General features: G+C 74.4%; 15 protein-coding genes. 6 read left to right on the forward strand and 9 right to left on the reverse strand.

Annotated elements, in window-relative coordinates:
- Window positions 1-12: 12 nt before the first annotated feature.
- Window positions 13-717 carry a GAF and ANTAR domain-containing protein gene (locus tag H1D33_RS21305; RefSeq protein WP_181571472.1) on the reverse strand — a complete coding sequence of 235 codons (705 nt, stop codon included), beginning with the start codon at window positions 715-717 and terminating at the stop codon, window positions 13-15.
- Between the two features lie 210 nt (window positions 718-927).
- Here H1D33_RS21305 and H1D33_RS21310 point away from each other — a divergent pair, with 210 nt between their 5' ends.
- Window positions 928-1,374, forward strand: coding sequence for an STAS domain-containing protein (locus H1D33_RS21310; protein ID WP_181571471.1), 447 nt, complete (start codon window positions 928-930; stop codon window positions 1,372-1,374).
- 171 nt (window positions 1,375-1,545) lie between these two features.
- Entirely contained in the window at window positions 1,546-2,256 is a 711-nt protein-coding gene (locus tag H1D33_RS21315) for a GAF and ANTAR domain-containing protein (RefSeq protein WP_181571470.1), read from the forward strand.
- A gap of 14 nt (window positions 2,257-2,270) precedes the next feature.
- On the opposite strand, the gene H1D33_RS21320 is transcribed toward H1D33_RS21315, so the two are convergent.
- Together H1D33_RS21320 and H1D33_RS21325 are read right to left on the reverse strand one after the other, a co-directional pair.
- Window positions 2,271-2,489: a hypothetical protein gene (locus H1D33_RS21320; RefSeq protein ID WP_181571469.1), complete on the reverse strand. Its 219-nt coding sequence runs from the start codon at window positions 2,487-2,489 to the stop codon at window positions 2,271-2,273.
- A 67-nt stretch (window positions 2,490-2,556) separates the two neighbouring features.
- The gene (locus tag H1D33_RS21325) at window positions 2,557-3,591 is read right to left on the reverse strand and encodes an extracellular catalytic domain type 2 short-chain-length polyhydroxyalkanoate depolymerase (protein WP_181571468.1); all 1,035 of its coding nucleotides are present in this window, start codon (window positions 3,589-3,591) and stop codon (window positions 2,557-2,559) included.
- Window positions 3,592-3,751: 160 nt separating this feature from the next.
- On the opposite strand from H1D33_RS21325, the gene H1D33_RS21330 reads away from it, so the two are divergent.
- Entirely contained in the window at window positions 3,752-4,177 is a 426-nt protein-coding gene (locus H1D33_RS21330) for an ATP-binding protein (RefSeq protein ID WP_181571467.1), read from the forward strand.
- 3 nt (window positions 4,178-4,180) lie between these two features.
- On the opposite strand, the gene H1D33_RS21335 is transcribed toward H1D33_RS21330, so the two are convergent.
- The 5 genes from H1D33_RS21335 to H1D33_RS21355 form a co-directional block, all read right to left on the reverse strand.
- On the reverse strand, window positions 4,181-5,158 hold the full coding sequence (locus H1D33_RS21335) for an aldo/keto reductase (protein WP_181571466.1): 978 nt from the start codon (window positions 5,156-5,158) through the stop codon (window positions 4,181-4,183).
- Between the two features lie 46 nt (window positions 5,159-5,204).
- Window positions 5,205-5,696: a DUF2231 domain-containing protein gene (locus H1D33_RS21340; protein WP_246411956.1), complete on the reverse strand. Its 492-nt coding sequence runs from the start codon at window positions 5,694-5,696 to the stop codon at window positions 5,205-5,207.
- Window positions 5,697-5,794: 98 nt separating this feature from the next.
- Window positions 5,795-6,985, reverse strand: coding sequence for a sensor histidine kinase (locus H1D33_RS21345; RefSeq protein WP_181571465.1), 1,191 nt, complete (start codon window positions 6,983-6,985; stop codon window positions 5,795-5,797).
- A gap of 2 nt (window positions 6,986-6,987) precedes the next feature.
- Window positions 6,988-7,650, reverse strand: a complete 663-nt coding sequence (locus H1D33_RS21350) for a response regulator transcription factor (RefSeq protein ID WP_246411954.1) — start codon at window positions 7,648-7,650, stop codon at window positions 6,988-6,990.
- Between the two features lie 31 nt (window positions 7,651-7,681).
- Entirely contained in the window at window positions 7,682-8,443 is a 762-nt protein-coding gene (locus tag H1D33_RS21355) for a DUF3152 domain-containing protein (protein ID WP_281370424.1), read from the reverse strand.
- A 222-nt stretch (window positions 8,444-8,665) separates the two neighbouring features.
- Here H1D33_RS21355 and H1D33_RS21360 point away from each other — a divergent pair, with 222 nt between their 5' ends.
- The 3 genes from H1D33_RS21360 (at window position 8,666) to H1D33_RS21370 (ending at window position 12,099) form a co-directional block, all read left to right on the forward strand.
- Window positions 8,666-9,856 carry a DUF2786 domain-containing protein gene (locus H1D33_RS21360; protein WP_307755232.1) on the forward strand — a complete coding sequence of 397 codons (1,191 nt, stop codon included), beginning with the start codon at window positions 8,666-8,668 and terminating at the stop codon, window positions 9,854-9,856.
- A gap of 648 nt (window positions 9,857-10,504) precedes the next feature.
- Window positions 10,505-10,864 carry a YciI family protein gene (locus tag H1D33_RS21365; protein ID WP_246412164.1) on the forward strand — a complete coding sequence of 120 codons (360 nt, stop codon included), beginning with the start codon at window positions 10,505-10,507 and terminating at the stop codon, window positions 10,862-10,864.
- Window positions 10,861-12,099 carry an RNA polymerase sigma factor gene (locus H1D33_RS21370; RefSeq protein WP_181571462.1) on the forward strand — a complete coding sequence of 413 codons (1,239 nt, stop codon included), beginning with the start codon at window positions 10,861-10,863 and terminating at the stop codon, window positions 12,097-12,099. Before H1D33_RS21365 ends, H1D33_RS21370 begins: the two co-directional genes overlap by 4 nt.
- 51 nt (window positions 12,100-12,150) lie before the next feature.
- On the opposite strand, the gene H1D33_RS21375 is transcribed toward H1D33_RS21370, so the two are convergent.
- On the reverse strand, window positions 12,151-12,324 hold the full coding sequence (locus H1D33_RS21375; RefSeq protein ID WP_013283784.1) for a CsbD family protein: 174 nt from the start codon (window positions 12,322-12,324) through the stop codon (window positions 12,151-12,153).
- Window position 12,325: the final 1 nt, after the last annotated feature.

Genomic DNA, 12,325 nt, shown 5'->3' on the forward strand with positions numbered 1-12,325 from the left:
CCCGCGCCGGGGTCAGCGGGTGGCGGCGTTGGCGACCAGGGTCTCGGCCACCTCGCGGACCTTGCAGTTGGTGTCCTGGGAGAGCTTCGACAGCAACGCGAACGCCTCGTCGGCCGAGCACCGCCGCTCACCCATGACGATGCCCTTGGCCTGCTCGATCACCGCCCGGCTGCGCATCGCCTCCTGCATCTGCCGGGCCACCGTGGCGGCGTTGTCGTAGAGGTGCGCGTTGGCCAGCGCGACGGCGGCGTACGCGGCGAAGTTCTCCGCCGCCCGGACGGCCTCGGTGTCGAACGCGTGCGCGGACATGCCGTACAGGTTGAGCGCGCCGGTGACCGCCTCCTGGATCGGCAGCCCGATCGACAGGGCGCTGCCGACCCCCGCCGCCCGAGCGTGCGCGGCCCACTCCGGCCAGCGCTCCTCCACCGCCGTGTCCGGCAGCGAGATGCTGGCCGCGCTCGCCGCGGCGTCCAGGCAGGGACCGCGCTCGTGCCGGTACTGTCGCTCGTCGAGTTCCCGGGCCAGGTCGCTGGTGCACGCGGCGCTGGAGTTGTGACCGTCCCGGGCGAGCGTGACGGTCACGTGCGCGCTGCCCGGAACGGTCCGGTTCGCCAGCTCGGCGACACGCCGCAGGACGTCCTCCAGGCTCGTCTCGTCGAGCCGGATCCGGCTCAGCTCGGCGAGCGCCTCACCCGGGTCCGTGCTCGGGGCTGCCATCAGCGCTCCTTCGCCGGCCGGTGGTCGGGACGGTCGGGCACCGCCCAACCTACCCACCGGTGGGACCGGGGGCACGGGAACGCGAGGTGCGACGACGATCGGAGCGACGTACTGTCGAGGCACGGGTCAAGACATGTGCCCACCACCCGCTCCCGGCCAGCCTCGTTCCCGGCCGCTGAGCGTCCGCCGAATCATCGGGTGGGAGGTGCCATGTCGGGGGAGTTGCCGGGCTTCGGCCGTCATCACGTGCCGACCGCGTCCGGGTCGTTCCGGCCGGACGAGCCGATCATGTCGCTGAGCTGTGCGGTCCGGGGCGACGTGACCAGGGTCTCGGTCGCCGGCGAGGTCGACCTCAGCAACGCCCACCTGCTGGTGGAGCTGCTGGAGAACGTCGCCGTCCAGGGGCCGCTGGTGGCGGTGGACCTCTCGAAGGTCACGTTCTTCGGCGCGCACGGCATCGACGCGCTGATGCGGATCCGGAACCTGATGGCCGAGCGGGGTGGACGGTTGACCCTCTGCTATCCGTCCCCGGTGGTCCGCCGCGTCCTCGGCGTGACCGGCACGTTCTCCGGGTTCGAGGTCGTCGAACGGACATCGGTTCCCGCGGTCGACCGGGTGACGGCACGTCGAGTCGTCCGGTCCCCCGCCGGGTCGTAGAGTTGTTCCGTAACTGACGTCCCGTCCGGGACGTCACGAACGAGCGTCAAGAAGCGGCGCGTGTCCCGATCCGTCGGATCGGACAGCGGTCCGCGACCGCGGGCCGTCCCCCGCCACCCGCCGTCCCACCCCCCTGGGGCGACGGCGCTTCGCACAAGGACGTCACAGCTCATGCCGCAGGCCCACCCCGACCTCGCCGCAGCCTTGATCAGACTCGGCCGGATCAAGTACGACGAGGTCGACCTCGACGTGGTGTTGTCGACCATCGCGCAGGTCGCCAAGGACACGATCCGCGGCGCCGCCGAGGTCTCGGTCACCCTGGTCCAGGGCGCCGAGGCGCACACCGCCGCGCACACCGGCGACCTGGCCCTGACCCTCGACGAGTGGCAGTACGAGCAGGGCCGCGGCCCGTGCCTGGACGCCGCGACCACCGGCACCGCCATGCTGGTGCCGGACATGTCGGCGGAGAGCCGCTGGCCGGAGTGGGCCACCCGGGCCCATAAGGCGGGCGCGGCCAGTTCCCTGTCGATCGGGCTGCCCATCCAGGAGGCGATGGTCGGCGCGCTCAACATCTATGCCGCCGAGCCGCGGGCCCTCGACGCCCAGGTCGAACTCGCGCAGACCCTGGCCGGCTACGGCGCCATCGCGCTGGCCAACGTCCACCTCTACGAGAGCACCGCCACGCTGGCGCAGCAGATGCAGGAGGCGATGCAGAGCCGGGCGGTGATCGAGCAGGCCAAAGGCATCATCATGGGCCAGCGCCGCTGCTCGGCCGAGGAGGCGTTCACCATCCTCGCCCGGGTGTCGCAGGACTCCAACCGGAAGTTGCGGGAGGTCGCCGAGTCACTCGTCGACCGCGCCGTGAGCGGCGGTCGGGAGTGACCGCCGGGCCGGGTTCAGCGGGGCATCTCCCGCCAGCCGGTGCCGCTCGACCGCCAGGCGCCGGCGAGGATGCTCGCCGAGACGCGGCTCGGGCACTGCTGGACCTTGGACCGGCCGGCGGCGCCGCCGATCTGGGCCTGAACCTGCCACTGCTGCCCGTCGGTGCAGATGTAGACGTCGCGGCGCCCGCGAGGGATGCTGACGCCGTTCCACCAGTGTTCCTCCACGACCATGCGGTGACCGTACCCCAGGCGACCCGGTCCGGCCCAGACCCGCAGGTCGGGCCGGGCCCCCACGGGGTCAGCCGTCCAGCCGGCGGACCATGTTCATGATGGTCTCGACCTGGGCGCCGCCCTTGATCGGATAGTTGGTGAAGCCGAGGTAGCCCCACCAGTCCCAGCAGCCGTTCGGGTTGACCCCGCTGGCGGTGGCCTGCGGATAGAGCACGATCAGCCGGTTGGTGTCGGCGTACTGGTTGAGGTTGGCCCGGTCGACGAACGCGGTGCCGACCTTCGCGTACCCCTGGGCGCAGCCGTGCAGGGCGACCAGCAGCCGGCAGGTGGTGCCGGCTGCGCAGGCGCTCGGCACGTACGCGAAGCCGTTGGCGTCCATGCTCAGCCCGTTGGCCCAGCCGTTGACCGCGAAGCTGTCCTGGCTGAATCGGATCAGGGTGCCGGTCAGCGGGCCGGTGTTCGGCGCGGCGACCGGGCCGAGCAGGTGCCCGAGGAACGCGCCCTGCGGGTCGGTGCCGCAGTCGGCGAGGTACGGCGAGGCGGTGGCGGTGCAGCCGACCGTGCCGTAGGGGGTGACCCACGAGTGTCCGGCCGCGCTGCCGGAGTCGTAGCGGACCCGCGCGCCGAAGTCCTGGTAGTACCGCACCAGGTCGTCGGTGACCGATTTCTTCACCGTCGCGTCGTTGTTGCCGTGGTAGACGTAGACCGGCTGGCCGGAGAGGTTGCCGGTGCCGTCGATCCAGCCGTACCCGGCCCAGGTGCGGGTGTACGCCTCCAGGTTGCCCAGGTAGGTGGGGTAGATGTTGTCGCCGCAGCCGTAGAGCGCCTGCGGGACGCTGTTCTGCGCGCAGTAGTACGGCCCGGCCGCGAAGATCGCCGCGCCCCGGATCCGGGACGAGTAGGCGACCTGGAGCTGGGTGGCCAGGTAGCCGCCGGAGGAGACCCCGGCGACGTAGACGGCGGAGACCGGGTACGCACGCAGCGTGCCGGCGACCGGCGGCTTGGTGGCGGGCGTGCTCGCGGCCCGGGCGGCGACCCCGCCGGGCAGGATCAGCAGGAACGCGGCGGCGAGGGCGGTGACGGCTTTCCACGGTGTGGTCATGGCGTTCTCCCGTCGGAGCGCCGGCGGGACGGCCGGCGTGCCGGCACCGTAGCGTGACATCGACCACAGCAGATATCCGTGCGGTCGACACGTCACCGGTCACCGCGGTGTGGCCCACCCACCGGGCTTAGCCGATCGCTACGGAGGGTAAAGGCAGATCATGGGACAGTTGCGCACCTCGCCGCCACCGCCACAGGCCACCGAGCTGGAGCGGTGGGTGCTCGACACTCCCGAGGAGCTGCGTGACGTGCGGGCCTCGCTGCGCGACGCGCTGAACCGGCACGGGCTGGTGCAGGGCGAGGACCTGGACGAGGTGCCGCACATGGTGCTGCTGGTCGCCACCGAGCTGTCCAGCAACGCGCTGCGGCACGGTCGCCCGCCCACCATCGTCACGCTGCTGGCCACCGACGACCGGTTCCTGCTCGACGTGGCCGACCACGACGTCAGCTCGGTGCCGGAGCTGACCGACGTCCGCCCGATGGAATCGGGCGGACGCGGCCTGTTCCTGGCCCAGTCGATCTCGCTTGACGTCGGCTGGTACGCGACCGAGACCACCAAGCACATCTGGGCGGCGTTCTCCCGGTAGGCCTCAGAAACCGGACACCGGGTGCGGAACGTACGGCGCCTCCAGCTCCGCCACCTCGGCGTCGGTCAACTCCAGCTCCAGCCCGGCGACCGCGTCGGTCAGGTGGTGCGGCTTCGTCGCGCCGACGATCGGCGCGGTCACCGCCGGGTGGCGCGCCACCCAGGCCAGCGCCACCTGCGCGCGCGGCACGCCCCGCTGCCCGGCCACCCGGCCCACCGCGTCGACCACCGCCCGGTCGTGCTCCTCGGTCCGCGCGTAGAGCGTGCGGCCGAACTCGTCGCTGTCCGTCCGCGCGGTCCGCTCCCCCGGATCCCGGGTCAGCAGGCCCCGGGCCAGCGGGCTCCACGGGATCACCGCGACGCCCTGGTCGAGGCAGAGCGGCAGCATCTCCCGCTCCTCCTCCCGGTAGAGCAGGTTGTAGTGGTTCTGCATGGAGGCGAACCGGGTCCAGCCGTGTCGCTCGGCGACCCAGAGCGCCTTGGCGAACTGCCACGCGTACATCGACGAGGCGCCGAGGTAGCGGACCTTGCCGGCCCGGACCAGGTCGTGCAGCGCCTCCATGGTCTCCTCGATCGGGGTGACCGGGTCGAGACGGTGGATCTGGTAGAGGTCGACGTAGTCGGTGCCGAGCCGGCGCAGGCTCGCGTCGATCTCACTCATGATGTGCTTGCGGGACAGGCCGCCCCGGTTCGGGCCCGCGCCCATCCGGCCGTGCACCTTGGTCGCGATCACCACGTCGTCGCGGTCGGCGAAGTCCTTCAGCGCCCGGCCGACGATCTCCTCGCTGGTGCCGTCGGAGTAGACGTTTGCGGTGTCGAAGAAGTTCACCCCCAGCTCCAGCGCCTGCCGGATGAAGGGGCGGGCGGCGTCCTCCGGCAGCGACCAGGGGTGCGTGCCCCGCCCCGGCTCGCCGTAGCTCATGCAACCCAGGCAGAGCCGGGACACCTGAAGACCGGTGAAACCGAACGTCACGTAGTCCATGCGTCCATCTCACCACCGGTCGGCGGGAGCCGCAGTCCCGGCGGGGTCAGTCGCCGTGCTCCGCGGTGGCCGCCGGGACGTCGCCCCAGACCGCCTTCGCGCCGGAGTCGCCCACCCGGTAGACCTGCACCAGGTTCGCCGCGGCCACCACCACCGCGAACACGGCCACCACCACGCCCAGCGCGCCCGGCCCGGACCGGGTCCCGTCGCCGGCCGGCCGCTCCGCGCGCCGGTGCAGCCAGACCAGCGCGACCGCGACGACGAGCAGCGGCAGCGCGAACCAGATCAACTGGTCGCCCAGCTCGGCGTGCCGGCCCGGGTCGCCGACCCGGTGCTCCAGGCTCTCCCCGCTCTCGGTGGCGAGCGGGATCGCGGCGGTGGCCAGCGCGGCGACCAGCACCACCAGCCAGCCGAAGCGCCCCCGCCACACGGGTCGCACGGCCAGCGCCACCACGCCCAGCGCGGCCAGCGGCAGCAGCACCACCACGGCGTGCACCACCAGCGGGTGCAGCGGCAATCCGTTCACGGAGTCAGGCACGTCGATCTCCTCGGCGTCGGGTCCGGTCCGGCCCCACAGTGCCCCGCGTTTCTTGCGAAGTTCTTGCGCCCGACCGCGCCCGAGGTGCGCCGGTCCCCTCAGGCGGACGGCAGCAGCAGGGTGAAGGTGGCGCCGCGCCCCGGCGCGCCGGTCACCTCGACGGCGCCCCGGTGCGCCCCCGCCACGTGCTGCACCAGGGCGAGACCGAGGCCGAACCGGCGGCCCGCCCCGGACGTGCCGTGCGCGAACCGGGCGAAGAGCCGGTCCGCCTCCGCCGGGTCCAGACCGACCCCGTCGTCGGCGACCTCGGCGGCCACCCGCCCGTCCCGGCGGGCCACGGTGACGGTGACGTGGCCGCCCGCCGGCACGTGCCCGACCGCGTTGTCCACCAGCGCCGTCAACGCCCGGCGCAGGGCCGCCCGGGCGCCCCGGACCGGCGCCGGACCACCGGTCACCCACCGCAGCTCGACCTGCCGCTCGGCGGCGTACGCGGACATGCTCGCCACCACCTCGCCGGCCACCTCGGCCAGGTCCACCTCGGTGTCCGGCAGCGGCTGGTGCTCGGCGGCGGCCGACACCAGCAGGTCCTCGACCACCTCGCCGAGCGCCCGGGTGTCCGCGACGAGCTGGTCGAGCTGCCCGGCCAGCCGGTCCGCCGGCTGCTCTCGGGCACGCCGGGCCAGCAGTTGCGCCCGGGTGTGCAGCACGGTCAGCGGGGCCCGCAGCTCGTGCGAGGCGTCCGCCACGAACCGGCGCTGCATGCCCAGCGCGGTGGCCAGCGGGGCGACCGCCCGCCGGGCCAGCAGCGTCGCCGTGACCAGCGCGCCGGCCAGCCCGGCCAGCTCGGCGACGAGCAGCGCCAGACCGAGCTGGCCCTGCCGCCGGTGCAGCGGGGCCAGGTCGGCGGCGACCGCCCAGCGGGTGCCGTCCGGCCGCTGCTCCACCGCCAGCCGGACCGGCCGGTCCTCGCCGGCCGTCGCGTCGCGGCGGCCCGGGGTGCGGCGTACCGCCCGGTCGAGCACCCGGGTCAGCTCCGGCGACGCACCAGGGGTCACCTCGACGACCGGGTCGCCGGGGCGCAGCCGGGCCAGGAACTGACCCGGTGGTGGGTCGTCCACGTCCTCGGCCGCGGCCAGCACCCGGCTCAGCTCGCCGTCCAGCGCCCGCGACTCCTGCCGGCTGGTCAGCGCGTACATCAGCGCGCCCACCAGCAGCAGGACCAGCCCGATCGCGCCGGCGGTCTGCGCCACGCTGCGCCGCCGGGCGCGGGTGAGCCTCGCCTCGTCCACGCTCAGCCGGCCCCGAGCCGGTAGCCCAGCCCGTGCACCGTGCGGACCGCGTCCCGGCCGAGCTTGCGGCGCAGGTGGTGGACGCAGGCGTCGACCGTGCCCGGCGCGTCGGCCCGGTCGAACGCCGTGCTCAGCAGCTCGGCCCGGGTGAAGACCTTGCGGGGCCGGCCGGCGAGCGCGTGCAGCACGGCGAACTCGCGGGCGGAGAGCGGGATCTCCTCGGTGCCGTCGACCACCCGGCGGTTGCCCACGTCGAGCCGGCGACGGCCCAGCGGCAACCAGCCCGCCGCGTCCGGGTGCCGGCGGCGCAACGCCCGGAGCCGGGCCGTCAGCTCCGCCACCTCGAACGGCTTGACCAGGTAGTCCTCCGCCCCGGCGTCCAGCCCCGCCACCCGGTCCGCCACCGCGCCGCGGGCGGTGAGCAGCAGCACCGGGCAGGTGACGCCGTGCGCCCGCGCCCGGGCGACCAGCTCCAGGCCGTCCAGCGCGGGCAGCCCCCGGTCGACCACCATCACCTGGTAGTCCCGGGTCAGCGCGCGGTGCAGGCCGAGGTGCCCGTCGCCGGCCACCTCGACCTCGTACCCCTCGTCGGCGAGCAGGTCGGCGAGGAGACCGGACAGGGCGCGGTCGTCCTCGACGAGCAGCAGGCGGGGGCGGTTCTCCACCGGCCCAGTATCTATCCGCCGGCCCGGCGGCTCAGTGGTCCCCGGCCGGGATCGGGTCGTCGTACTGGCCGGACGGGCCGGCCAGTGGCTCGCCGCCGACCAGCGGCCAGGCGTTCGGCGCGCAGCCGTGCAGGCCGAGCGTCTGCTGCACCATCACCGGGGCCGGGCCACCGGACCGGGGGCAGCGCTCGTGGCCCCGGCCCAGCCGGTGGCCCACCTCGTGGTTGAGCAGGTACTGCCGGTAGAGGTCCAGGTCGGGCACGTGCGGCACCCCGTAGACCCAGCGGGCCATGTTGATCACGACCCGGTCGCCGTTGCGGCAGGAGGTGTAGCGGTCGCTCGGGTCGTCGCACAGCTCGCCCCGGGTCACCGGCGTGGTCAGCAGCACGGTGAAGTCGGCCGGGCCGTCCCGGCCCACCCGTTGCAGCCGCCACCGGCCGTCGCCGGTCCACCCCCGCCGGTCGGCGAGCGTCGCCGCGACCTCCCGGGCGAAGCGCTCGACGTCCAGGTTGCGAATGCCGTCCTCCACCGCGACCCGGTACCGCAGCAGCTCGCCGGAGCGTCCGGCCACCGCGCCGACCGTGTCGGCGGTCCGGAAACCGCCCCCGCCCCGGGCCGGGTAGCTGATGCCGGGCGGCACCCGGCCGGCCACCGGGACCGGTGTCGGGGCGGCCGTCGCCGCCGGGCGCGCGGACGGCACCGCCGCCGGCACGGTCCGCTCCACCCGGGCCGAGGCCAGCAGGTCCGGGTGGCGGCGCACCACGTACCCACCGCCGGCCGTGAGGCCGGTCACGACGAGCACCGCCACCAGCGCGCGGACCCCGGCCCGCGACCTCCGTCGCCGCCGATGCACGCCCCGGTCCCGCCCGCCCACGTCGCTCTCCGTCCGTCGCCCCGCCCGTGCTCCCGCAGGAGAGTACGGACGCCGGGGCCGGTCGGTTGAACCCGCGGGCCGGGTACCGTCGGGTACGGGGTGGGCGACCTGCCGCCTGTCGGAGTCCAGGGAGAGCCACCCGTGTCCTCAGCCGAGCCGCTGCTCGACGCCGCCCTCGTGGCGGCGCGCGGCGCCGACGTACGCGCCGCCGAGCGCGCCCTCGACCGGCTGGTGGTCGGCGACGGCCCGGCGGTGGACGCGGCGCTACTCACCCGCCTGTGCCGGACGCTGGGCCGGCTCTGGCCGCGCGGGTGGCAACCGGTCGACCTGGACCGGCTCGCCACCCGGCGGCTCACCCCGCGCGGCGCCCGGCTGCTGCGCGACGCGCTGGCCGCCCAGCGACGCGCGCTGCCCGACCCGGTCCCGACCTGGTTCGACGAGCAGCTCACCGACCTGGGCGCGCGCTGGGACGCCGACGCCGGCTGGCTGGACCGCCGCGCCGACGGCGACCGGATCACCGCGCTGCGCGACGCGGTCGACGCGCTCGTCCTGATCGAGGGGCTGCCGCCGATCGCGCTGCTCCGGCCGCCGCCCGGCGCCGCCGCCGTCCCGCTCGCCGCCGTCCCGGCCACCGGCTCCCGGATGCTCGACCGGGTACGCGCGCTGCTGGCGAAGGCGGAGTCGACCGCGTTCCCGGCCGAGGCGGAGGCGTTCACCGCCAAGGCGCAGGAGCTGATGGCCCGGCACAGCATCGACACGGCGCTGCTCGACGCCACCGCCGCCCGCCCCGACCGGCCGAGCGGGATGCGCCTGGGCACCGACGCCCCGTACGCGGCGGCGAAGGCGCTGCTGATCCAGGAGGTGGCGGGCGCGAACCGGTGCGAGTCGGTCTGGTCCGACGACCTGGGCTTCGCCACCGTGCTCGGCTTCCCCGCCGACCTGGCCGCGGTGGAGCTGCTGCACACGTCGCTGCTGGTGCAGGCCACCGCCGCGATGCTGCGCGGGCGGGCCGGGCGCGGCAAGGGCAGCGGGCGGCGCACCAAGGGCTACGACGAGTCGTTCCTCAACGCGTTCGCGCTGCGGATCGGCGAGCGGCTGCGGGCGGCCAGCGCGGCGGCGGCCGAGGAGCACACCGACGACCGGTTGCTTCCGGTGCTGGCGGCCCGCACGGACGCCGTCCGGGAACGCACCGAGCAGCTCTTCCCCGGCACCACACGGCACCGCCTCCAGGTGCGCGACAGCGAGGGCTGGTCATCCGGCACCACCGCCGCCGACCGAGCCTCCCTCACCGCCCCCACCCAGCCACCCCGCCCCCTGCGCGGAGCCCGCTGAACTCGGCCCGGCTCGTCCTGCGTCGATCATGAAGTTGGCCGGCGACGAAGCGGACATCGCATACCGCCAACTTCATGATCGCCGCGGTGCGGGGGGTCTGGGCTCGTGTCCGGCGCGCGCGAGCTGGTTACCAGGCGTGATGGCGATGTCCGGGGTGGAGGTGACCCCTCGGCGCCTTTGCTCTGCAGCCATCCGCGCAGCGGTTACGGAACGCGACCGAACCGGGTTGTCGCCGACATCGGTGCCCCTGACGGAACAGCAGGTAAACCGCGTGATGCGGATGTGGCTGCAGAGCAAAGGCACCGAGATGCGCCAGCCACTCCCGGGCAATGCCATTACTCTCCGCACCCACCCCAGCCGAACGCGCTGCGTAACCGACCGCTGGGTCAGTGAGCGAGGCGAGTAGCGGAGTCTCCACCTTGCCGGGCTGCACTTGTCCTGATCAGGGACGGGCTGGAAGCATGATCTCCTCTGAAGTCCAGGAGAGCCGATCATGCCCACCAGACCGCCGCACTACCTGCGCGTCGTCTTCGTGGCCGAGCCCGAATAGAAAGTCGGCTCGACGTGTCGGATCGGGGCGGCCGGCTCCGACCCGTCTGCGAGGCGCCACCGACGGTGGCCCCGACCCGAGGAGTGACCGTGAAGTACATGCTGCTGATCTGGAACCGGCCCGGCTTCGCCGACGAGCTGACCGAGGCCGAGCGCAACGCGATCTTCGGTGAGGTCGACGTCATCATGAAGGAGCTGACCGAGTCCGGCGAGCTGGTCGGCGGGGAGGCGCTGGCCCACCCGTCGCAGACCCGTACGGTCCGGCCGGCGGCCGGCGGCACCGAGATCACCGACGGGCCGTTCGTGGAGAGCAAGGAGCAGTTCGCCGGCTACCTGACGGTCGACTGCGAGACCCCGGAGCGGGCCGCCGAGATCGCCGCGCGCTGGCCGGACGTGCGGCACGGCTTCGGCGTGCTGGAGGTGCGCGCGGTGATGGAGCAGGCCGGGACGGAGATGTGACGTCCCGGGCGTTCGAGGACCTGCTGCGGACGCTCGCGCCGCAGGTCCTCGGCGTGCTCGTGCGCCGGCACGGCCAGTTCTTCGCCTGCGAGGACGCGGTCCAGGAGGCGTTGCTGGCCGCCGCCACCCAGTGGCCGGGGCAGGGCGTGCCGGAACATCCCCGCGCGTGGCTGGTCACCGTGGCGACCCGCCGGCTCACCGACGAGTGGCGCAGCGAGCACGCCCGCCGGGAGCGCGAGGTCGCGGTGGCGGTCCGGCAGCCGGCGTACGCGGCGGTCGCGCCGCCCGCCGACGAGGAGCCGCCGAGCGGGGACGACACGCTGAAGCTGCTGTTCCTCTGCTGTCATCCGACGCTGCCGGTCAGCGCCCAGGTGGCGCTCACGCTGCGGGCGGTGGGCGGGTTGAGCACCGCCGAGATCGCCCGCGCGTACCTGGTGCCGGAGGCCACCATGAGCCAGCGGATCCGCCGCGCCAAGCAGCGGATCGAGGCGGCCGGCGCGCGCTTCACGCTGCCTTCGGCGGCCGACCGGGACGAGCGGCTGGGCGCGGTGCTGCGCGTGCTCTACCTGATCTTCAACGAGGGCTACACCGCGTCGAGCGGGGACGAGCTGCACCGGGTGGAGCTGACCGGGGAGGCGATCCGGCTGGCCCGGGAGCTGCACCGGTTGCTGCCCACCGACGGCGAGGTGGCCGGGCTGCTGGCGCTGATGCTGCTCACCGACGCGCACCGGGCGGCCCGGACCGGCCCGGACGGGGAGCTGGTGCCGCTGGCCGAGCAGGACCGCACCCGCTGGGACCGGGTCGCGGTGGCCGAGGGGATCGCGTTGGTGACCGAGGCGTTGACCTGGTCGGCACCGGGCCCGTACCAGGTGCAGGCGGCCATCGCGGCGGTGCACGCGGAGGCGCCGACGGCGGCGACCACCGACTGGCCGCAGATCGTCGCGCTCTACCGGGTGCTGGCCCGGATCGCGCCGAACCCGATGGTGACGCTCAACCAGGCGGTCGCGGTGGCCATGGTGGACGGCCCCCGGGCCGGTCTGGCGCTGCTCGCGCCGCTCGGCGAGGACGACCGGACGGCCGGCCACCACCGGCTGGCCGCGGTCCGCGCGCACCTGCTCGAACTGACCGGCGACCGGGCGGACGCCCGGGCCGCCTACCTGGCCGCCGCGCGGGCCACCACCAGCCTGCCCGAGCGGCGTTACCTGGAGGTACGCGCCGCGCGCCTGGTCTGTTGACGCACGCCGGGCCGGCCCGAAGGCCGGCCCGGTGGTCGTGCGGGGCGTACGTCAGCTCTTGAAGGCGTCCTTGATCTTCTCGCCGGCCTGCTTGAGCTTGGCGCCGGCCTGGTCGTTGCGGCCCTCGGCCTCGAGGCGCTCGTTGTCGGTCGCCCGGCCCACGCCCTCCTTGACCTTGCCCGCGGTGTCCTGGGAAGCGTTGTCGATCTTGTCGTCGAGACCCATG

The organism is Micromonospora ferruginea (assembly GCF_013694245.2).
Taxonomy (GTDB): domain Bacteria; phylum Actinomycetota; class Actinomycetes; order Mycobacteriales; family Micromonosporaceae; genus Micromonospora; species Micromonospora robiginosa.

Coding starts and splice junctions, on each gene's coding strand:
- H1D33_RS21325 (WP_181571468.1), bottom strand. CDS start 3,591: ATGACCACACCGTGGAAAGCCGTCACCGCCCTCGCCGCCGCGTTCCTG.
- H1D33_RS21310 (WP_181571471.1), top strand. CDS start 928: ATGTCGGGGGAGTTGCCGGGCTTCGGCCGTCATCACGTGCCGACCGCG.
- H1D33_RS21330 (WP_181571467.1), top strand. CDS start 3,752: ATGGGACAGTTGCGCACCTCGCCGCCACCGCCACAGGCCACCGAGCTG.
- H1D33_RS21315 (WP_181571470.1), top strand. CDS start 1,546: ATGCCGCAGGCCCACCCCGACCTCGCCGCAGCCTTGATCAGACTCGGC.
- H1D33_RS21335 (WP_181571466.1), bottom strand. CDS start 5,158: ATGGACTACGTGACGTTCGGTTTCACCGGTCTTCAGGTGTCCCGGCTC.
- H1D33_RS21365 (WP_246412164.1), top strand. CDS start 10,505: ATGCTGCTGATCTGGAACCGGCCCGGCTTCGCCGACGAGCTGACCGAG.
- H1D33_RS21375 (WP_013283784.1), bottom strand. CDS start 12,324: ATGGGTCTCGACGACAAGATCGACAACGCTTCCCAGGACACCGCGGGC.
- H1D33_RS21305 (WP_181571472.1), bottom strand. CDS start 717: ATGGCAGCCCCGAGCACGGACCCGGGTGAGGCGCTCGCCGAGCTGAGC.
- H1D33_RS21320 (WP_181571469.1), bottom strand. CDS start 2,489: ATGGTCGTGGAGGAACACTGGTGGAACGGCGTCAGCATCCCTCGCGGG.